The following is a 22,695-nucleotide window of genomic DNA, read 5'->3' on the forward strand; positions in this document are numbered from 1 at the left end:
GATCAGCATCTTCTGAAACAAGAAAAGGCGCTTGCGCGCCTTTTCCGTTGTTTCGATTTTGGGCAATCTTCACTTAGACATGAGATATGTTGGCCGCGTGCTTGTCGTCGTCGAAGAGAATCTTGACGGCTTCCGTGTGATTCTGAAGCACGGCGACGTCCTTCCAGCTATCGGTCGCCACCTGAACGCTGACGGTCGTGTCGTTGCCGGCAATCGTGGTGCGAACGTTCGCGGCAGCCTCTTCACCGGTTGCCTGATGACCAAGCAGGGTGTCGAGGAGCTTCGAAACATCGACCGCATCGCCTTCGCTCGACTTGTAGTCGGTGATGATGTCGGCCATGTCGAGTTCGTGCAGGGCCGAAGGATCGAGCACGAAGGTATCCGCGCCGGCACCGCCGGTCATCTGCGTCAGGCCCGGCATGCCGGCAAGGATGTCGTCGCCATCCGTTCCGACCAGGGAGTGGTCGAAGCTGCCGAACTCGGTGTCGAAGGCTACTTCGACAAAGCTGCCGGTCGAGCCGTCAGCCATATGGAAATTGCCTTCCGCCAGGATCGTCTGGCCGTCGATCGTCGCGCTGGAGGCCGCGGTATCCAGCGACAGGCTGGTGACGCCGTGGGCATCGAGGCCAAGCAGTTCCCCGGCATCAGTGATGCCGTTGTGGTTGAGATCCTGCCAGACCAGCAGCTTGCCGAAATCGGCGTCCAGTGCATCGATCTTGCCGTCATGGTTGCTGTCCAGCGTGGCAAGTGCCGCCAGGCCGTCTGCATAATGGCCGCCGGCGAAGTCCGGAGAGAAGATTTCCGAACCGTTGTCGATCTTGCCATTGCCATCGACGTCGAGGGCAAGAATGCCATCGGTGCCGGCAGTCCAGGCGATCTTGTCGGCATGGCCGTCGGCATTGATGTCGAAGGTGACACCATGGTCGAGCGAGGTCAGCGCGACGCCGTTATGATCGAGGTCGAGGATGAGCGGATCAACGCCTGGCGCCTTGATGGAGACCTGAAGTTCGTAGGTCTGGGCGGTGTTGTTAAAGGTGGAGAAGACATAATCCCCTGCCTGCTGGCTGTACGCTGCCCGCCCAACCTGGAGGTAGTAAGTTCCTGCATTCAGAGTCGCTGACAGGTAGGATTCATTGTTCGAGCTGCTGCCACCATCGACCGGGTTGCCCTGATCATTTTCAGCAATGGTGGTGTCGTTCGCGGAATTGCGAATACGGATCCAGGTATCCATGCCGGTGTGGTCGATATCGAAGGTAACGACAGTTCCATTCTGGGTGACAACGAACTTGTAATAATCCGTCTGGCCGTTGGTTGCCTCCGCGCTGATAGTGATCGACGGGTTATGCGAGGCATCCGTGATGTCGGGATCCGCCGATTTGACGAATGTGGTTACGGCTCCCGGACCATTCAAAACATAGGCAGAAGCGGCCGAATTCCCCGCACTATTTTTGCCTACATCGTAGACATTTGCCGTCGCCGGAAGCGCCGGATCCGTGGCTCCGTTGATCGTCACCGTTACCAGTTTTGCTGTTCCGTCCGCCGTCGTGACGGTGAACGTATCACTCAGCTGGCTGCCTGCATTCAGCGCATTGACGGTCGGATTGGCGTTGTCCAGCGCATAGGTCCAGTGTCCGGTGGCATCCATGGTGTAGGTGCCGTAGCCGTTGGCGCTCGCGGTCGCCGTCGTCACAGCGGTCCAGGCGTCATTAGTGCCGTCGACATCGGTCGAGTTGAGATCACCGGTCGCGGTTGGCGTTCCAGTGTTGGCGCTGGTCGCCTCCGTCACTGTACCTGTCCCCACGCCGCTGACCACTGCGGCGTCGTTGACACCGTTGATGGTGATCGTCGCCGTTGCCGTCGAGGTTCCGCCATGACCATCGCTGATCGTGTAGGAGAAGGTGTCCGTCTGGACGTCGCCAGCATGGAGCGCCTGCAACGTCGTGGAAGACAAAGCGTTGTAGCTGATCGTGCCGTCGTTGTTCAAGGTAACGGTGGCGCCGGCGGCACTGTTGGTAACGGAAGTCACCGTCAGGGTGTCGCCATCGGCATCGGTGTCGTTGGCGGTCAGCAACGTGGCCGCGAACGTCTTGGTAACGTCCTCGGATATGCCACCGTTGGTGATCGCGCCACCGACTTCGATCACATAGCCGTTGGATCCGCTGCTCGAGCTCGTACCGTCATTCCACCAGCCGTCCTTGCGGGCGAGAAGATAGTCTTCACCAACGCCCCAATTGTCGTTGGGCTCATAAACATAACCAGGGACAGCGGCGAGAGGCCAGGAATTGAAGCCCGATGCGGTGCCTTGAACGCCATTGGCGTCGACATTCGTGGTTGTCCAGAAAGTCGTGCCGGCCTCCGGGCCCGTGACCCATTTCCAAACACCTTCGGTTCCGGCGTCAGACGCGCCGAGCCAGTAGAACTTGTTGGCTCCCATCAGCGATTGAATAAAGGTGTTCTCTCCGGCGCTGGTAACCGTCGCCAGATAGCCGCCCGCACTTTCCGCGTTATTCACAGCCGTCGACCAGCTTACTTGCGAATTGACGACCTTGTAGTAGTGACCGTTATCCGTGTTGAGCGACCAGCCCGTGCCACTTGGAGCAGGGGTCGCGCCGCCGCCAAACGACAGCGTATCGTTTACGGCAACCGGCGCATGGTTGTTGGTGAGTACGGTTGCTGTCGCACCGCTGGTGACCGTCTCGCTGAAGTTCTGGCCGTCAACATAGGTGGTCTGGACTGATATCTGGTGCCCAACATCGGCGGCAGTAAGAGTGTAATCCGCCGTGGTTGCACCGAACGCGGTGCCGTCACGCAGCCAGGTGTGGACAACGTTGCTCGCGGCGCCGTCCGGATCGGAACCCAGCGTGGCGTGCAGAACATCGCCGACCGTCGGCGGGGTCGCCGGAGTGCTGTCGGAAATCGAGATCGTTGCCTGGCCGTCGTTCACCGCCGTGATGGCCACCCCGATCGAACCGGTCGAAACCAGAGTATCGGTGTGCAGACCATCGGTGAGCGTGGCGCTGTCAAGGACCGTCGCCGCAACGTTCAGGTCGAAGTTGCCGGCGAAGTCGTGCGGCGGTGTCATCGTCAGGCCGGAGGTATTGACCCCGGCGGTATCGGTGATGACCCAAACCGCACCTTCGAGCGCGCCTTGGCTGAAGGTCGCACCGGCCGGGAAGCCCGACAGTTCGACCCGCGTCACCTTTTCCGACCCGTCGGTGTCGCCAAGGGCAATGTTGAGCGCGATGTTGGCCGCTGCGTCTTCAGCGCCGAGACCAGAACCGGAGATCGTCGCAGTATCAGCCACCGGCCGAATATTGACCGTGATGGTTGCCGAAGCCGTGGCGTTTGCGGCGCCACTGCCGTCAGATACCGTATACTGGATCGTGGTGATACCGCTGGCGTTGGCGTGCGGCGTGTAGACCAGGTCCCCGTTGGAGTACAGGAGGCCGCTGCCCGTCGGCCCCGACGTGATGGTCGCCGCGGTCGGATGCAGAGTATCCCCGTCGACATCGGTGTCGTTGGCGAGGGTATTGACGCCGGAGAGCGTATGGTCCTCGTCGACGAAAAAGACGTCGTTGTGCGGGGTCGGTGTATCGTTGACCGGCGTGACCGCGATATTGAAGGTGTCCGAAACGTCGTTCAAACCGTCGGTGGCAGTCACCTTCACATCGAAGCTGCCGTTGTAGTTCAACGGCGCAACACCGCTGAAAGTCCCTGTCCCGGCGTCAAAGTGCAACCAGGCCGGCAGTGCCGAACCATCGCCGAGGGTTGCCGTGTAGGTCAGTGCCGAGTCGATGTCCGAGAACGTGCCTGCCGGAACCTGGAAGGAAATCGTGCCTTCCTCCGCAATGCTCTGGTCGGCAATCGGCTGGACGAGAACCGGCACATCGTTCACCGCTGTGATGGCAACCTCGATCGAACCGGTCGAAACCGCGGTATCCGTGTGAAGGCCATCGGAGAGCATAGCGCTGTCGAGGACCGTTGCTGCCACGTTCAGCGTGAAGTTGCCGTTGTAATTGGCCGGCGGAGTCATCGTCAGCCCGGTGGTAACAACCCCGGCAGCATTCTCGATGACCCAGACACCACCCTGCAACGAGCCCTGGTTGAAGGTTGCACCGTCCGGGAAACCGCTCAACTCAACTCGTGTCACCTTCTCGGAATGATCCGTGTCGCCAAGAGCAATATTGAGCCCAATGGCGGCCGCACCATCTTCGCTGCCGGAGCCGGAGCCGGAGATGGTGGCGGCGTCCGCGATCGGACGGATATTGACGGTGATCGTACCCTGGCTCGTGAGGTTGCCGTCGGAGACCGTATAGCCGATGACCGAATAACCGCTCTCGTTTGCCTCCGCGTGATAGGTCAACGCGCCGCCTGTCTCCAGCGATGCGGATGCGGCCGGGTTCCCCCCAACCGTTATGTTGCCAACCCTGATGAGGGTATCGCCTTCGGCATCCGTGTCGTTCGTCAATACGTTGACGCCCGAGAGGGTGGTGTCCTCGTCGATGAAATAGACGTCGTCATGCGCCACCGGTGCATCGTTGACCGGCGTCACGGTGAAGTTGAAGGTGCCGGTGCCAGGTGCCGAGTTGTCCTCGTTGCCGTCCTCGACCTTGACCGAGAAGGATGCGGTCGAACCTTCCGAACCGTCATGGGTGTAGGTGATCAGGCCGGCCTTGAGTTCGGCGGCGGTGAACGAGGTTGCCGAAGCTCCGCCGTTGGAAATCACCCCGTGCGTCACATCGGAGACCTGGAAGACCACGCCGCCGTCGACATCGTCCGGATCGGTATAGCCGAGTTCGGCGAAAGTGAGGACGTGGCTGCCGCCTTCTGCGACCACCCCAGTCAACGTGCCGGCCAATACCGGCGCATCGTTGATGGCAATCATATGAACGGTCGCAACCTGCGGCGCGCTATCGGAAACCCCATCATTGACCACAACGGTCAGGGTGCGGTCGATCGAGGTATCCGGGTTATCGCTGTTGTCCTGGTAGACGATGTTCTTGAGGATCGTCTCATAGGTGGCGATCGATGCCAAACCGGTGACCGACAGCACGCCGGTGGTTGAATTGTAGCCGACGTTCAAGCCCACGGCGGCGGCGGTTGCCGTCGCGTTGAGGAAGAGCGTCTCGCTTGCTCCATCAAGGTTGTGGGCAAGCGTCACCGTCATCGACTGCAGCGTCGAAGAGTCGACATCGGCAAGACTTGCCTGCCAGGCGAACTGCTGCGGTGTCTGTTCCGTGGCGTTGGTCGCCGCACCGTTTCCGCCAGCCGCGCCATTCAGGTCGATGACCGTGGCGTCGTTGGTGCCGGTGATCGCGATGGTCAGCGACGCAGTCGAAGTCAGGCCATGGGCATCCTTCATCCCGTAGGTGAAGACTTCGCTGGCGTGCGTGTTCTGGACAAGCGCCTGGGTGTCGGCGTCATTGTTGTCCAGTGCATAGGCATAGCTGCCATCCGCATGGATTGTCAGCGTGCCGTAGGTGCCGGCAACCGTGACATCGCCATTATTGCCGGGAACGGCCGTCAACCCGCCGCCGGCGAACTGGATCGAGGTGACGGTCCTGGTGTCGAAGATATCGGCGTCGGTATCGTTGGTCAGCACATTGCCGGTTGCCGAAGCGTCGCCGGCCGTGCCGTTGGCGATGCCGCCGGCCTCGATTACCGGATCGCCCGCATTGGTGTCGGCAATGGCATGCGGCGCATCGTTGACCAGCTCGATGGCCTGCACGGTGCCGCCGTTGCCGTTGTTCTCACCGGCAAAGGTGAACTGCTCGATGTTCTTCGCCGTCGCCACGACGGTGCCGCCGAGGCTGAAGGAGAAGGTGCCGTCGGAGGCCCGAACGATGTCGTAGTCGGCCCACTTGCCGGCCAGGATCATCGTATCCACGTCGCCGCCAGTGGTGTCGTCGGCGTCGGTGACGACCACCTTGGTGCCGGCAAGACCGGCCAGGTTGATGATGTCGTCGCCGGTACCGCCGGTGATGGCGATGGTCGAAGGTGCGATGGCGGTGCCGGAGAGATCGCCGACATTGATCGTGCCGCCGCCTGCATGCAGGGTGATCTCGATGCCTTCGATTTCGTCGGCCCGTACAGTCGTTCCGCCGGTGCCGCTATAGGTGACCAGCACGTCGGGCCGATCGTCGGCCGGCGCAACATTCTGCGGGTCCGCCAGGGTCGATTTGCCGATCGTGAAGGTCCGGCCCTCGGCATCGCCGGCGATCTTGAGGACGTCGTAGTCCGGGAAGATCGAGCCGGTTTCCGTGCCCCCGTCGATCACGTCGGCACCGTCGCCAACCTTATAGACGAAGGTGTCGTTGCCTGTGCCGCCGGAAATCAGGTCGTCGCCCTTGCCCCCGATCAGCGTATCGTCGCCGTCTTCGCCATACAGCTTGTCGGCACCGCCGCCCCCTTCGATATGGTCGTTGCCGCCACCAGCGAAGATGATGTCGTCGCCGGCGTCGACCGGGTTCGGGTTGCCATCGTCTTCGCCATAGAGCCAATCGCCGCTGGAGCCGCCATAGATCAGGTCGTTGCCGCCTTCGCCCTTGGCCGTACCGCCGCCATTGCCGAGGACGAGCACGTCATTACCGGAACCGGCATAGAGGTTGTCGCCAACATTGTCATCGCCACCGATGAGAAGGTCGCTGCCTGCACCACCGAGAAGCGTGTCGGAACCTGCGCCGCCCTTGAGGATGTTGTCGTTTCCGTCACCGGCCAGAATATCGTCGCCGATACCGCCCGTCAGGTTTTCGATGTCGACAAGCGTATCCGTTCCGACCGCATCATTGGCGCCGTTGCTATCGATTGCGCTGTGGGCCGGAATAGCGGCCGGCCAAGTTGCGGCGTCACCCAGGTTGGCGAACACACCCGTCGTCAGCGACGAGTAGTCTGCGGTGTCGCCGCCGAAAGCCGAAGCGATAATCGTTGCGGCGTCACCCGATGCAGGGTTGGATGGCCGGTTGAAGCCAACGGCACTGTTGGTGCCGCCGTCGAGCAGATCGTCGCCCTTGCCGCCGACCAGCATGTCGTTGCCGTCTTCGCCATAGAGCTTGTCGGCGCCAAGACCGCCCCAGATCTCGTCATTGCCGGCACCGCCCTTGAGGATGTCGTTGCCGCCGAGGCCGGAAATCAGGTCGTTGCCCGTGCCGCCGTTGATGATATCGGCGGAATTCGAACCGCCGAGGATGTCGTTGCCGTCGCCACCTTCGATGGTGATCGGTCCGCCGTCCGCAGTGGAGCCCGCAGCCAGAAGAATGACGTCATTGCCATCGGTGCCGACGATCTTTTCGACGCCGGAGAGATAACCGGGAGCCGTGCTGTAATCGGCCACGAAGCCCGATTTGCCGTCACGCTCCAGGATGATCGTGTCGTATCCTGCGCCACCGATAACCTGGTCGGCAGTGCCGGCAAGACCAGCGATATTGACCGCCAGCAGGCTGCCGTCACCCAGCTGAATGTTGCGGGTGCCGGAACCGGTCACATCCGCGCCGAGGACGAAGGTGTCGTTACCTTCACCGCCGTCGAGAACATCGGCTCCGAGACCGCCATCCAGGTAATCGTTGCCACCATTGCCGGTGAGCTTGTTGGCCTCGTCGCCGCCGATCAGCACATCGTTGCCGGCACCACCCAGGGCATCGACGATGCCCGAGACGCTGTCGATACCAATCACTTTGTCGATCACGGTGGCACCGTCGGTCGCGGTGTCAGCTGCAACGGTCTGGCCGCCGACCATGTGGGCAGCACCGTCAAGGTTGACGAAGACGTTGGTGGAAAGGCTGGAATAGTTGATCGAGTCGATCGAGCCGGCGGCATCGACGCGAACGGTCACCGTCGAGGTGGCGGCGTCGCCGTCTGCGTCGGTGGCGGTGAACCCGAGGGCCAGATCGAGATACTGGCTCGTCGCATTCGGCGCCGTATGGTCCAGCGGCTGAAGCAGCGAGAAGGTGTAACCGCCGGTCGCAGCATTGAGCAATGCTGTAAAGACGATATGGTCCAGCGCCGGCGGGTTGGCAGAGCCGGTGAACCCGGTAAGCACACCACCGATGACGGCGATCGTCACCGGATTGCCGTTCGAGCTGAGCGTCGTCACCGACGCTCCGTTTTGATCCTTTGTCGCGACACTTCCAGTGAAGGAAAGCGTACGCGCGCTGCCGGCATCCGCACCCCAGGAGAGGCCTGTCAGGGCGGCGGTGATGGTTTCCGAGCCGCCTTCCTCGACCGTTCCGATGGCATTGGGGCCGGCCGTCGGCACGCTATCGGTGACGGTGACGATCAGCTGGTCATGGAGCGCCACGCTGTCGCCGTCGCCATCGGTTACCGTGACGGCGGACGAAAGGTCCAGCGCCAGCGAACCGTCGCCGTCGGTGAAGGTAATCGAATGACCATTGTTGACGGTTGTAGAGCCATTCGGCGAACCTACACCGTCAAGATCGAACTTCGTCTGGTTCGGGACATTGCCGACATTCAAATACCAGGTGGTGTGGGCCGGGATGTTGATAACATAGTCCGTTCCACCGGGGTTATTGTTGTCCAGCGTCCAGGTGACTGCGGTATTGCCAGAATTGCTGACGCGGATGATCGCGTCGCCGTCCGGCAGGTGTCCCACGAAGGCGAGATCGTTGCCGCCGACATCAGCGACAGCTGCATGACTGCCGGCAGCGTCGAGAGCGGCAGCCGGGATCGACACGCCATCGATAACCACGCTGTCGGTGTGGTCGAGCGGGCCGGTCTGCGCAAAGGTGTAATGGCCGGTGGCCGGATCGACGCTGAAGGTGAAGATCGTCGCCGCACCGGCTTTCGCCACCAGGGCATTGCCGACGACGGAATAGGTAAGCGCGACACCGCCGGACGTCAGCGAAGTCAGGCTGGAGGACAGACCGGTGGTTTCAACCGAGTAGCGGCCGAGACCGTCAGCGCCCGGCGATACCAGGGCGGAAAGCTCGCCTGCAATCGAACCGCCTGCGGCGCTTTCGGTGATCGCGCCAGTGCCGATCACACCGGTGGAGATCGGAGTGTCGTCGTTGACATTGATCTTGAGTGTACCGGTAGCCTTGTCGCCGTCACCATCGGTAACGGTGACGCCGATCGACAGGGTCGTGTTCTCTTCGGTGGTGCCGGCGGTCGGATGGACGATCGGCGCCTCGGCAGTAAAGCTGTAGGAACCATCGGCGTTGACGACCAGAACGGCGGCGGTCCGGCCGGAGAGATGGCCGGTCGCCGTGAACGTCGTCGAGCCGTTGGCGCCCTTGACGCCATTGCTCCAGTCGACGGATTCCGTCTTGGCAAGACCGCCCTGTTCGTAGATCACACTGAATGCCGGACCGTTGATGGCTACCGACTTGACGCCGTCGGCGCCCGCCGTGAACAGCGAACCGGCAAGCCCGGTCGCGACATGCTCGTTGACAACGTCGCCCAAACCGCCGGCATTGCCCGCCCCCTGAGCCTCATCGTCCAGAACCGTCGTCGACGTCACTACATAGGCCTTCGGCGTGTCGTCGTTGACATCGATGGTCAGGGCACCGACGGCATGGTCGCCATCGCCGTCCGTCACGACATAACCGAACGGCAGCTTTTTGTCATCTTCGAAGCCCGGCAGAGAAAAGTCATGCGCAACCGGCGCGCCCAGCGTGAACGTGTAGGAGCCGTCCGCCTTGATCACCAGGACCGCAGCCGGTGTCCCGGCCGGATAGTTGGCGCTCGTCGCCGTGAACGTCGTCGTCCCGTCAGAACCGACGACACCGCCGCTCCACGAAACCGCTTCCGTCTTCGCAAAGCCCTGAGCGTCCTTGTAGATCACCTCAAAGGCAGCACCCAAGATCTCGACCGACTTCACACCGTCCGCACCTGCCGTGAACAGCGCACCTGCACCGCCCGATACCGTGCTGTAGTTCGGGGTAACGTCTCCCCAGCCGCCATTGTTGGCCGGCGTGAATTCGCTCTGCGCCTCGTCGTCGAGAGTGGCTGAACCGGACACGAGCGAGACGATCGGCGCAGGCGTGTCGTCGTTGACGTCGACCTTCAGCGTACCGGTCGCCTTGTCGCCATCGCCGTCCGTCACCGTGAAGTCAAACGACAGCGACTTGTTGTCTTCCGAAATGCTCACCGTGTCATGCGCAACCGGCGCGCCCAGCGTGAACGTATAGGAACCGTCCGCCTTGATCACCAGGACCGCAGCCGGTGTCCCGGCCGGATAGTTGGCGCTCGTCGCCGTGAACGTCGTCGTCCCGTCGGAACCGACGACACCGCCGCTCCACGAAACCGCTTCCGTCTTCGCAAAACCCTGGGCGTCTTTGTAGATCACGTCAAAGGCAGGACCCGAGATCGCGACCGACTTCACACCATCCGCACCCGCCGTGAACAGCGCACCCGCGCCGCCCGACACAGTGCTGTAGTTCGGGTTCTCATCGTTAAAGCCGCCATTGTTGGCCGGCGTGAACTCGCTCTGCGCTTCGTCGTCGAGAACACGCGAAGCCGTCACCACACCCTTCGAGACTGGCGTGTCGTCATCGACATTGATGGTCAGCGTGCCCGGCGTTGCAGCCGCATCGCCGTCCTTGTCGGTGACCTGGTAGGAAATCGTGAACTGCACATTGTCTTCCGTCCCCGGGATCGTCCCCTGCGGATGGTTGATCGGTGCAAGCTGGGTGACCTCATAGGCGCCCGTCACCGTGTCGGTGATGGTGATCGAAACGACCGCGCGTTCGCCCTGATAGATGGTCATCACCTTGCCGTCTTCGGACGGCGTCGCGGTGAAGCCTTCAGGCAGCGTCAGGCCGCTGCCGATCCACAGCACCGAGCCGGCGCCATCGGCGCCGTAAGAATGCGCGAGTACGCCCGTCGCATTGACGGAGTCGGCATCATCGCCGTTGCCTGCCGGATTACCGCCGGTCAGCGCATCGTCGTCGAGCTGCACCAGCGAATTCTCGCCGATCGTCGGAATATCGTCGTCGACATTGATGGTCAGCGTGCCCGGCGTTGCAGCCGCATCGCCGTCCTTGTCGGTGACCTGGTAGGAAATCGTGAACTGCACATTGTCTTCCGTCCCCGGGATCGTCCCCTGCGGATGGTTGATCGGTGCAAGCTGGGTGACCTCATAGGCGCCCGTCACCGTGTCGGTGATGGTGATCGAAACGACCGCGCGTTCGCCCTGATAGATGGTCATCACCTTGCCGTCTTCGGACGGCGTCGCGGTGAAGCCTTCAGGCAGCGTCAGGCCGCTGCCGATCCACAGCACCGAACCGGCACCATCGGCGCCGTAAGCATGCGCGAGTACGCCCGTGGCGTTGACGGAGTCGGCATCATCGCCGTTGCCTGCCGGATTACCGCCGGTCAGCGCATCGTCGTCGAGCTGAACCAGCGAATTCTCGCCGATGACCGGAATATCGTCGTCGACCGTGACGGAGAAGCTGCCGGTCTGCGAATCGCCATCGGCGTCCGTTGCCGTATAATTGAAAGTCAGCGGAAGAGCATCGCTGTCGGAAGCATGGTCAAGCGGCCCCTTCAGCTCGAACGTCGCCGTGCCATGCTCGGAGGTCGGATCGAGGGTGACGGTGAACACCGCCGGACCTTCGACGCCCTTGTATGCCGTTATGGTCACCGTACCATTGGCCGAAACCGTCGCCTCGCCATAGACGATTCCAACGCCACCCGACGTCAGGTTCTGCGGCAGGCCGTCACTATTGAAGGCAATCGAGCGACCGAAAGTGTCGCCTTCCGACTCGCCCTTGACATTGGCGTCCGCACCCCAGGAAATGCCAAGAGCTGCCGAACTGACGAGGCTCTCGTGCGATTCTCCCTCGTCATTGCCATTCGAAAGATCGTCCTCGTTCACGGAAGCGAGCTTCACTGGACCGCTGATCGACGGACCGTCGTCGGCGATATCGATCATGAACGAACCGGTGGATGCGTCGCCGTCCTTGTCGGTAACCGTGAACGAGAAGTTCAACCGCAGAATATCGTCGGTGCTGACCTCGTTGCCATCCGGATGATCAAGCGGCTGGGATTGCGTGAAGGTGAACTCACCAGTGACCGCATTCGTGACGTGGAACGTGAATACCGCGGTGGTAACATCGCCAACCGTGATCGTCCCGGTGACCGTCAGGCCGTCCGGAGATGTCGTGACGGTGACCGGATGGCCGCCTGAGAACAGCGCCTCCGAGGCGCCAGGGGTCGGGCTCGGTCCCTCGTTCATGTCGTTGGCGTTGTTGAAATTGACCGAAGTCACAATTCCAAAGTCGTCGCCGCCGTCGAACTGCAGCACGCCGGTGATGGTCTCGTTGCCGGTGATGCCGTCGACGAGCACCGATTCGGTCAGAGCGAACGGCGTCGACATATTGATAGCAATCGGCTGATCGTCTGCGCCCGTCTGGGCGTCAAGCCCTCCGCCGCCACCAAAGTCCGTGTCGCCAAGCAGGGATGCCAGCTGAATGGGGCCGTTCTGGTTTCCCTGGATCGAGTCTTCGAACTGAGCGCCGGAGCTGTCGGGGCGGCCGCTTGCGCTATAGGATCCATCGGGGCCGGCCGCGACGTTGATGCCGCTGTCTTCCAGCGCTGCGAAAAGCACCTGCTGGGGAACCTCGACTTCGCCGATCAGCATCGTCGGGATCTTGGTGGCGCCGTTGAGGATGACAATCTCGGTGCCGTCCGCCTGGACCAGGATCAGGTTCGCGCCGTCGACGTGGACATCGTCAATCGCAACGTTTGCCGCCAGGTGAACGATGTTGTTGGCATCCGGGGTCACTTCCGCGGCCGGAGCTGCAGGAGGAGCCACCGGCGCGTTCGGATCCGTCGGGACGCGGCCCGTCGTCGGAGTGCGGCCATCGCCGGCCTGCGCTACCTGGATCTCGTGCTCGATCGGAGAAGGTGTCGAGGAGGATGCAATTTCCTCCTGGATATCCGACGAGAAATTCTCAGTCAGATTTTCTTCTGAGATGTTCGACAGGCGCGGATCTTCAACGGACATGACTCTAACCCCCAATAAAAACTGTGCCGCAATCAACTCCGCGCCCAAATATAAAGCAAGAGTTCCTTAACCTTCGGGATATAGCCGGTTATGTGCGGGGAAAGGAATTGTTGACGGAAGGTTAACTGGCGTGCCGGGAGACGTATTAAAGCCACACATCTTGCCCCTACCGGGCTAAAAACATGGTTTCCAAACGGTATCTTGGATGATTGCTACAGGCATACGCTCGACCTGATCGGGCTAGGGCCGTCTCAGGCAACCGATTCGCCAACGGGAAGAGGGTTGATTCGGCCCGCAATTTTGCCTGGCCGGTGAGCCACAGACCCAATCAGGTTGGGTGTTGGATAAGCCAAGCAAGCTATAACGCGATGATTTTACTGGCTGACATGCGAGGTCTGCTTTGACAGACCCGCGGACTCGCTGCCGGAAACGATGATTGTTCGGTTATTCAAGCAACTTCCGTAAGAAGCCGAGCAATCCGCAAACTATACTATATTAAATTTTAATAAAATTTGTATCATCTCTCTCGGACTCCGGCCTCACCGGATCAGCAAGCTGCGGTTTATGCTTTCGGGCCGAACCTCAAATTGCGGCATTCAGTAAGATGATGGCCGCTGAGCGAGATATCGGCATCCTCCCGGTAGCCGGAGACATCCGCACCAATTCCCGCATTCGCCAAGGCGCAGCCGGCTTTTGGAGGATTGAGGGTCCAGAAGGCAGAAAGGCCGGACGCGACATCCTCGGCGAAATACGGATAGATCCTGCGGTTTCCGACCTGGGCATAATTCGAACGCCCGAACAGCCCCAGGCTCGCGGCGCCGACACCCTCCAGTTTCTGTTTGATCCGCAGCATGCCGTCCCTGACCGGCGGCTGAACCTCCAGGGCGCTCCGTCTTCCCTCTCCGTTATTGAGGTATCGCAGGACTGCCCAGAATTCCGAAGGCCCGTTCGTCATGAGGACGGCGTCCGTCGGAGACTGTGCCTCCCATGCGGCTATGATCTCGCGATATCCTCGCTTTTCGAATTTCAGGGTGTAGTTCAGGCCGCCGGCCAACATCAGCAGAACAACGGCCGAGACGACAATCCGCTGTGCGATGGCATGCGCCTTGAAAACCGCATCGGCGTAAAGGGCAAGCGAGATTGCCAGAAAAGGCAGGAAGAGCCCCAGCGTCCGGTAGATGAAGACCGGCTTGAAGAGCAGCGAGATGGCCAGCAGCACCGCAAGCGGCAACAGGACCAGGAGACCGCCGATCCAACGGGCTCGGGGTTCGGAAAGCGGCAGAAGTGTCACCAGCGGCAGCATCAGGAAACCCGCAACGGTCGGCCACGGAAACTCCAGGCCGAGAAGCGTCAGCGTCAGATGGATGCCGATCGTCGGCATATCGAAACCGGCTATACCCTCCGTCTGCCGGATTGCCCCGATCACCAGCGGATAGAGCGCGGCCAGCGCCACCACCACGTAGATCCCTATCAGGAACAGCAGATCCCGGCCGGGAGCGGCCCGTCCAAGCCGGATCGCCGCATGCAGGAAGAGGAAGAAGGTCACGAAGAACCCGAGCCCGTGGGTGAGGGTTACGGCAAGCCCGAGGCAGAGCGCCGCGATGAGCCGCCCTCTCGACGCATGACGATCTCTCACCATCGTCTGCAGCACGTACCAGAGGGCGATCTCCAAAATGGCGAGCATCGGATACATGCGGACATTTTCTGCAAAGAAAAGCTGGAGCGGCATCACGGCGAAGATGGCGCCTGCCCAGAGCGCGACGCTGCGATCGTGGACGCGCCTGCAGGCCTCATAGATCGCCGCGATGGCTGCAATGCTCAGAAGCGTGGAGTTGAGGATGTACCAGCGGTCGCTGTCGCCGAACGCCGCCCATAAGTGCAGCTGGACATAATAGAGCGGTGGATGCGTGTCGAAGCGCAACGCCGCGAATAGAAGGTCGATCAGCGGGCTTTCGGCCAGTGCGACGGAAAACACCTCGTCCTCCCATAGCGAAGCGTCGAGGGTCAGGTTGAGAATCCGGAGCGCTATGCCGGCAGCGATCAGCGCGACGAGAAAGATCGGGATGTTGCCCCATCTCCGGCTATCACCCGATACGCCCGATGACCTTCCGCCTCGCGGCGAGGGTTTCTCAAGGTCGGCGGCAGCGTCCTTGCGCCTGATTGCCCTTTGATAAGCGGTTCGCACGGCGTCCATATTGGCGCTCATGTCGTGACGCGCCGACGGCGGACTCTCGGACCGATCGAAACCAGATTGTCCTGCGGAACCTGTGCGGTGAGGTTCTGGCGCACGATATAGATCGGTCGCTGCTTGATCTCGGCATAAACGCGTCCGAGATACTGGCCGAGTATGCCTATACCGATCAGCTGGATACCGCCAAGGAACAGCATGCTGACTAGCAGCGACGCATAACCGGGAACTTCGACGCCGAAATACAGCGTCTTGAAGATGGTCAGCAGGCCATAACCGAAGGACACGAGCGAGATCGATGCTCCGACATAGGTCCAGATCTCCAGCGGCACACTCGAAAAGGAAGTGATCCCCTCCAGCGCGAAATTCCAAAGCCGCCAGCCGGAGAATTTCGACTGCCCCGCGATGCGCGGCTCCCGGATATATTCGACAACCGTCGTCTTGAAGCCCACCCAGGCAAACAGGCCCTTCATGAAACGGCGTCGTTCCGGAAGCTGTCTGAGGGCATCGATCACCTGGCGGTCTACCAGTCGGAAATCGCCGACATTGGACGGTATCTCCTGCGAGGCGATCAGATTGTGCAGCCGGTAGAACATCGAGGCGGTGTGGCGCTTGAGAAATCCGTCGCTTGAACGGTCCGCCCGCTTGGCCAGCACCACGTCGAAACCTTCGCGCCATTTCGCAATCAGCAAGGGGATGACGTGGGGAGGATCCTGCAGGTCGACGTCGATCGGGATCGCGGCATCGCTCTGGCAGGCATCGAGCCCCGCCGTCATTGCCGCCTCCTTGCCGAAATTGCGCGACAGGTCGATGATCCGGATGCGCGGTTCGTCGTGCTGGGCCTCTGTCAGACGATTGAGGGTGCGGTCCCGGCTCCCATCGTTGATGAAGATGAATTCGAACAGGATACCGTCGTCGCGCAAAGGATCCAGGGCTTCCTGGGCCGCTTCGAGAAATGGCGCTATGGCCGCCTCTTCGTTGTGGACCGGAATGATCAGACTGATGGTCGATACGGGCCTGCTCTCGATTGGGCGCTTCGGCATCGCAGTCCTCGCGGGTTCGATGCGGCAATCCTAGGCCGACCTCTCCACCCTTGCCCACTTATGCTTTTGATGGAACCGCCTGTATCTCCGATACGGTCAGCCTTACGCCTTTTGGGCAGGATGATGGTGCGGTTATCCGACGTGTATGGTCGTCTTGGGAAGATTTCGCCGGACTTCTCTGTCCACGAAATCATTCGCACTCCTGATTGGGCAGGGTCTGATGATTGAACTAGCTAGATCAGCGGCCGGAACTCGACGCGGATCCGGAACGGCAGCGCTTGTTGGACAGATCTGGCGCTTTGCAACCGTTGGCGTCCTCGCGACGGCCGCCCATCTGACCATCTATTCCGTGCTGAGCGAACTTCTCGTTGTCGAGCCCCTGGCAGCCAACGCCATCGCCTTTATCCTGGCATTCGGAATTTCTTTCACCGGACAAGCAGGATGGACCTTTCGGGACGACGCGGGTGGACGTTGGCTTACATCCGCCCGCCTGACGCGTTTTCTGGCTGCGAGTATCGCCGGGTTCGCCTTCAATACGTCGATCGTCTTCGTGGTCGTCACGTGGCTGGATTACCCAGGCATCTATGCCCTGCCCTTCATGGCGACCCTCGTTCCGGCCGCACTTTTTCTTCTCAACAAGTATTGGGTGTTCGGCAGCGCAGCTAGCGCGGGCGAGCTGGTCCCGACCGGGCAACCGGAAACCGGCAAGCCGGTACATTTCGCAGCTTTTCAGAGCGACACCTCCAAATCAAAGGAGAAGGCCGATGCTCCTGACCGGATCTAGAGGACGCAAGCGCCTCGTCATAGCATCTCTCGGATGTCTATTGTCTGGCGCCGCACTGTCGCAAGAAACCAAGCCGGTCTCCGATGCACGAAATTCCGCACAAGTTTTCTTCACCGGCCATAGCCTGATCGACAATCCCCTGCCCGACTGGGTGGAGTTGATCGCCAAAAGCCAGGGCAAGACGATTGCCTGGGAGGAACAGATCGTCATCGGCTCGCCCCTGAGGGTTCGCACCCGGGGCGACGACGCCGAAAGCAGCGGCTGGGCCGGATATAAATACGGAAAGAACCGCAATGGCGATGAAATGAATGTCATTGAGGAGCTACTGCACCCGACCCATGTCCGCACCGGACGACCCTACGACACGCTTGTCGTGGCGGAAGGCCACGGGTCGATCGGCTCGATCATATGGGAAAACGCGATCGGCTATCTGCGCCACTTTCACGACCGCCTTCTCGACGGCAATCCGAACGGCCGAACTCTCTATGTCCACACCTGGCTGGATGTCGACAAGGACAAGCCCGCGCTTTGGCTGGAACACGAGACAAACGCGTCGGTTGTCTGGCAATGCATAGCGGAGAAAGCGAGGCTGACGCTGCAGGCTGAAAAACGCCCGGCCAATCTCTCTGTCGTGCCGGCCGGCACGGCGCTGGTGGAACTGGTGAAAAGAACACTTGACGACAAAGTTGTCGGCCTGACGGGGAACACCAGGCAGAAGCTGGATCGGATTTTCCGCGACAATGTCCATTTGACCGATATCGGCATCTATTTTGTGGCCGCAGTCCATTACGCGTCGATCTATCATCAGTCGCCCGAGGGTGCCGCGGCACCGCCGACCATACCCCGGGATCTTGCAAAGGAACTGCAGAAGATTGCCTGGACCGTGACTCGCGATTTTCTGAAGCAGGAAAGCCTGGACCCGCCGAGCATGGAAGAATGCCGGCACGTCATCGTCGAAAAGGTCTGCCGAAGCTACTGGACGCTGGCCGGTGAGCCGAACGAAGTCGGTCGCTGCCAGAGCTATTTTGCCGAAATCCATCCGAAACCCGGAGACAACCCGTTTGTCTGGCCGGATCCCAATTGGAAGGCCCTGCCAAAGCCGTCGCCCTAACTCCTTGTCATCCCGATGATGGTATGCCCGGCGGGGCCCGACGATCCCGCATCCGACCGCCAGGACACACCAAGCCGATCTCACGGTCTCGGCACACCGAACCCCTATCGGCATTGCCCTGACTGCCAGATTGGATGACGTACAGATTGAATTCGCAATTCGTTTCAGAACGCGCGCGCTGCGCCGTTCCTTGTCTCTCGCCAATGCAATGGCGCATGCGCGACCACCAACGTCAAAGAACGATCCCTGCCGGGAGTTCTTCAAGGTCAGGAGGCAGTACCGCGGCGACGCCCCTGTCAGCGTTGACGTGGTTTTTGGTAGTCTTCATGCAGCTGCGAACATTCGGATTTCGCAGCCGTGATATCTTGGGGATGGTCCGTCAGGTGAACGGCGGATCTAGTTAGCCGCTCCGTACGGGAAGAGGTCATTGAGCTTGTAGGCGACCTCTGTTCGATTGGTCGCTTTCAGCTTCTTCATGATATTGCGGATATGAACCTTGACCGTGCTTTCCCGAAGATTGAGCTCGTAGGCAATGATCTTGTTGGCCTTGCCCCTGCGAAGCGCTTCGACCACCGCTTCCTGGCGCAGCGTGAACATCCCCGAGAGCGGCCGATGTTCAGCCGACGGCGTCGCAGCGCTGACCAGATGCCTCATGGAGAGGACGCTGCTTGCAGGAACGAAAATCCCGCCGGCAACTGCCAAGCCGATCGCTTCCACGCAGACGCCGATGCCGACGCAGGACGGAATGAAACCCCGAGCCCCATACTCGAGCATTTTCACGACCTGCGCGAGATCATCGGAGTCGGAGAGCACGATGATCGGCGGCGACTTGAACTCGGTCGTCAATTTCGAGATGTCGGCCGCGAGTGCTGAATCGTCGGCCTTTCGGCTGCCTATATTGAATAGAACGGCTTGAACGGGCGGATAGAGATCTTTCTCTAACTTCCATTCTTCGATGGAGCCGACAGCGCAGACATCCATCTCGAGGCCACGCCCGATGAGGGCTTTGGCAAGGCATTCGCGATCAAGCGCTCTCGCGTCGATGATCACCAGGCATCCATCGTGGTTTACCCCCTCACCGCCGCGATCGTCTCGTTCGGCGAGCTTCGGGATGTCATTCATAATGCGAAAGGAATCTGCCACAGCAGGAGAACGGCTGTAGCCGCTTGGTGTGGAACTCATCTTACCCCCTTGCCTGAAGTCTAGGACTGATTGTCCCCTTCAGGAACCGCAACTATAAGTACGCCAACAGACTGTCTTACCACCTCATCAACCTTTTATTAACGTCAATATACAACTGATACGTAATTTAGTCTATCAGCAAGTAAGCAAATAGATAAAAATATTTATCAAAGTGGCGAGCTAAGTTCCGATAGGGAATTGGATATCTGCTTATAGTTAACGCGTACGTCAAAATATAGGCTTTGGACCGCCATACAGGATCCAGTTATAAATCTCGAACATCTGAGCCGCCTTGGCATGCCAGCTGTATCTTTCTCTAACACGTCTTGAGGTTGCGTCGCTGAGTAAAGCGACAAGCCCGGGATTGCTTTCCAAGTATTCAAACGCCTTGGTGAAACCGGTAATCAACGTCTCGCGATCGTGGAAGTCTACCGCTATGCCGGATTGATCGTCGATGAGCTCCGGCGGGCCTCCGTAATTGGCAACGATCGGGACGAGGCCCATGGACATTGCCTCCAGAACGACTCCGCCGCCAAACTCCCGGACACTCGGCAATGCCAGCACCTGATATCCGGCCAGTGTTGAAGCCAGGTCCCTTTGCTCCACCCATCCCGCAAATTTGACGGAATCCCGAAGCCCCTTTCGACGCACGGTCTCCTCCAGTTCTATTCGCTGGGGACCGTCACCGACAATGAGAACCTCGATGTTCAAACGCCCCCGATAGGCGGCCACGGCCTCGATGAGGATGTCTGCGCCCTTATAGGGTACCAGCCTGCCGATGAAGGCGACGGCCAACCTGTTGCTGGAGAGTTCGCGCAACTGAAATGGAAAACGATCCGGATCGGCCGCGTTTTCCGGAATGAGAAAAGCTCTTTCCGCACAGTTCGTGGGAAGCTCGCTCAGCGTATGACCGGACCCCGCAATAAGTGCTGCCGCTTCCGATCGCGTCGTCCGGTAATACGGCATCAGAAAATGGAGCTTCCGAATTGCCGACAGCCACTCGCGCTCACGGCTTCGCACGTCCGAAAAACCTTTCGGCCAAGGCACGCCGCCGTTGAGGGGGCCGAGGACAAAAGGGATGCCATATTTTTTCAGCTTCCTGGCAATCGGGCTTTGGCTCGTGGGACTGAGCGGCGTGATCCTGTGAACCAAGTCGAATTCGCCGGCCATCAGCCGCTTGCCCAGCAGCTTCCACACGTCCCGCTCGAAACTATAATAGGAGAACGAGGAAAAGGCCGTCACGACCGTCCAGCCCTTGTTCTCCCCGCCCCGCAGGCGTTCGCTGAGGCGGTAGACGGCGCGCGCTACCCTTTCGTTGTCGATGGCAACGAAATCGCGCCCCTCGACCAACCCGGCGCGCAAAAGCGCATCCCGGTTCCGTACCTGCGTGACAAGCAGGGCGTCGGTCTTCTGCATGATCGCATGCGCAAGGTTCCAGCCGACCAGCGGCACGCTGGTCCATTCCGGATTCGCTGCCTCGGCAATCAACAAGGGCCGGAGCGCCTTGCCCGGTGATTTCGCGACATTGGAATGAAGCCCGTTCCCGGCACGGCTCTGCTCGGAAAGTTTATCGGCGAAAGCGCGGAAGACCTGTGGAAGGCTATCGGAATGCGGCCCGGCCACGCTCATTGACAAACCCCTTTGCAGTCAACGCCACCAATCCGGTGGAAAAATCTCACCAACGCCAGAACATTCCGGAAATTTATGTTGCCACGCATGGAGTATTTCCAAATTGAATTGATGAAATCCTGCTGACATGACGGTTGAGCAACCACTACTCGCCGACCGTCACAAGTATGTATTGATGATGAATGTTATTTCGCCTTCCCCTCTTCATCAATCTATCGGAAGTGGGAGAACATTACTGCTTTAGGGGTAGGACGGAATCGTCCACCACCACCGCTCGACTGAGGACGGATCGCCTTCTGATTTGGATCGATCAGAATATGCTGCCGGCGTGCTCAAAAATCAGCGTCGCGAGGGTTCCGGCCAGAAAACCGACTGGCCAGGCCAGAAGCACGCCGACTTCATAGGACAAGCTGTGGAGGCCATGGCGCCGATTGAAATAGAATATCACCGCAAAAACAGGCAGCCCGTAAAGGGCGATCGCCCACAACGCACCGTAAAATCCAAACATATAATAGGCGACCGGAATTGAGACGAAAATCGAGATCGCCCGGACGAAATTCAGAATGGTCTGGTTTCTGGGTTCGTTGACGGCAAGGTATATCGCCGACAGCGGTCCGAAACGGGTGGTGAGAAGGCTGAAAGACAGTATCTGGATGATCGGCGCGGCCTCCAGATAACGATCGTCATAGAGAAACTCGATGATCGCTTTGCCGCCCGAAAAGATCGCCCCGGCGCTTCCTATGAACACGAGATCGAAGGGAAGGCGAATTTTCAGAAACATGCCGCGCAGCTGTTCGGGCCGCTCCCGCGCCACCTTGCTGAGTGCCGGCATCGCGACGGTTGAGAAAAGCCGTCCGCCTGCGCCCTCAAGCATCGAAATGAGATTGAAGGCCAGGCTATAGAGGCCGAGCATCATGGGGCTCGTCCAGCCGGCAAGAAAGACGCGATCCCCGCTGGCCGCGACCACCGTCAGGATCGACGACAGCATGATCCACCGGCCGAAGCGAATGAGATCCCGAACCGCCTCCTTCTCCCAGGAAAAGCTGTTATTGGCGCCGGGAAGCCACACATGGCTGAGCACGGTAGTGACGATACAGGATACATAGGTCGAAACGACGAAAGCCCAGATCGACCCCGTTTTCCAGGCGAGCAGAACCGCAACGGTAAGGCTGATCACCTGTGCCGTGATCTCGATAACCGTCAGCCGTCCGAGATCCAGATGCCGGAAGGCGGAGATGAGTTTCGTCGATTGCAGGCCCATGATGACCATGCAGAACGACAGTGCCATGATGATCGCAGGAAGCTCGGGAACGGTATAGACCGACCCGGCGGGAAACAGACCGTAATGGGCTGCACGCCCGATCCCGATCGCCACCAGCACACAGGTAAACCAGATCAGGCATCCATGCAGGATCTGCAGCGTCCACGCGGTATCGAGATAGGATTGCTCGTCTCCCATCCGGCTCTGGATCGCTGCCGGCCTGAGGCCGAGGTCGGAGAGCATCGACACCGAGACATGAACCATCGTGGCAACCGCCATGATGCCGAACATTTCCGGGATCAGCAGGCGCGTCAGGATCAGGCTGCTGGCGATGCGCAGCACCTGCAGCAGGACATACCCCATCATCGACCAGCCGGCCGCTCGCATGATGATATTGCGGAAACGCGGCTGCGCCTCGACCGAAGGAGCGGGCGAGCCGAGCGCACCCGCAGGACCGGAAGATTCGCCATTCCAATCGGGAGAAACAGTTGCTTCGACCACCGCGGGCTCCTTACTTCACTACTCTATTGGCCTGG

8 protein-coding genes are annotated in these 22,695 nt (G+C 60.2%); 2 read left to right on the forward strand and 6 right to left on the reverse strand.

All coding sequences use genetic code 11. From position 1 onward, the window contains the following. Positions 1 to 73 precede the first annotated feature (73 nt). From ACZ9IU_RS19355 to ACZ9IU_RS19365, 3 genes are all read right to left on the reverse strand, one after another. The gene (locus ACZ9IU_RS19355; RefSeq protein ID WP_498957631.1) at positions 74 to 12,961 is read right to left on the reverse strand and encodes a T1SS-143 repeat domain-containing protein; all 12,888 of its coding nucleotides are present in this window, start codon (positions 12,959 to 12,961) and stop codon (positions 74 to 76) included. Positions 12,962 to 13,523: 562 nt separating this feature from the next. After that, positions 13,524 to 15,167 carry a glycosyltransferase family 39 protein gene (locus ACZ9IU_RS19360; protein WP_038545980.1) on the reverse strand — a complete coding sequence of 548 codons (1,644 nt, stop codon included), beginning with the start codon at positions 15,165 to 15,167 and terminating at the stop codon, positions 13,524 to 13,526. Then, complete coding sequence (locus ACZ9IU_RS19365; protein WP_051899838.1) at positions 15,164 to 16,192, reverse strand: glycosyltransferase family 2 protein; 1,029 nt, start codon at positions 16,190 to 16,192, stop codon at positions 15,164 to 15,166. The genes ACZ9IU_RS19360 and ACZ9IU_RS19365 overlap by 4 nt, the downstream gene beginning before the upstream one ends. Positions 16,193 to 16,337: 145 nt before the next feature. Here ACZ9IU_RS19365 and ACZ9IU_RS19370 point away from each other — a divergent pair, with 145 nt between their 5' ends. Both ACZ9IU_RS19370 and ACZ9IU_RS19375 read left to right on the forward strand, forming a co-directional pair. Continuing rightward, complete coding sequence (locus ACZ9IU_RS19370; protein WP_080719220.1) at positions 16,338 to 16,976, forward strand: GtrA family protein; 639 nt, start codon at positions 16,338 to 16,340, stop codon at positions 16,974 to 16,976. Beyond that, on the forward strand, positions 16,957 to 18,087 hold the full coding sequence (locus tag ACZ9IU_RS19375; RefSeq protein WP_038545987.1) for a hypothetical protein: 1,131 nt from the start codon (positions 16,957 to 16,959) through the stop codon (positions 18,085 to 18,087). The genes ACZ9IU_RS19370 and ACZ9IU_RS19375 overlap by 20 nt, the downstream gene beginning before the upstream one ends. 396 nt (positions 18,088 to 18,483) lie before the next feature. On the opposite strand, the gene ACZ9IU_RS19380 is transcribed toward ACZ9IU_RS19375, so the two are convergent. The 3 genes from ACZ9IU_RS19380 to ACZ9IU_RS19390 all read right to left on the reverse strand — a co-directional run bounded on the left by ACZ9IU_RS19380 (position 18,484) and on the right by ACZ9IU_RS19390 (position 22,660). Then, positions 18,484 to 19,269 (reverse strand): response regulator transcription factor, encoded by a 786-nt coding sequence (locus ACZ9IU_RS19380; RefSeq protein WP_038545991.1) that lies wholly within the window; start codon positions 19,267 to 19,269, stop codon positions 18,484 to 18,486. A 228-nt stretch (positions 19,270 to 19,497) separates the two neighbouring features. Next, positions 19,498 to 20,898 (reverse strand): glycosyltransferase family 4 protein, encoded by a 1,401-nt coding sequence (locus ACZ9IU_RS19385; RefSeq protein WP_051899839.1) that lies wholly within the window; start codon positions 20,896 to 20,898, stop codon positions 19,498 to 19,500. Positions 20,899 to 21,208: 310 nt separating this feature from the next. After that, entirely contained in the window at positions 21,209 to 22,660 is a 1,452-nt protein-coding gene (locus ACZ9IU_RS19390) for an oligosaccharide flippase family protein (RefSeq protein WP_038545993.1), read from the reverse strand. Positions 22,661 to 22,695: the final 35 nt, after the last annotated feature.

Source organism: Mesorhizobium sp. USDA 4132, from assembly GCF_056279545.1.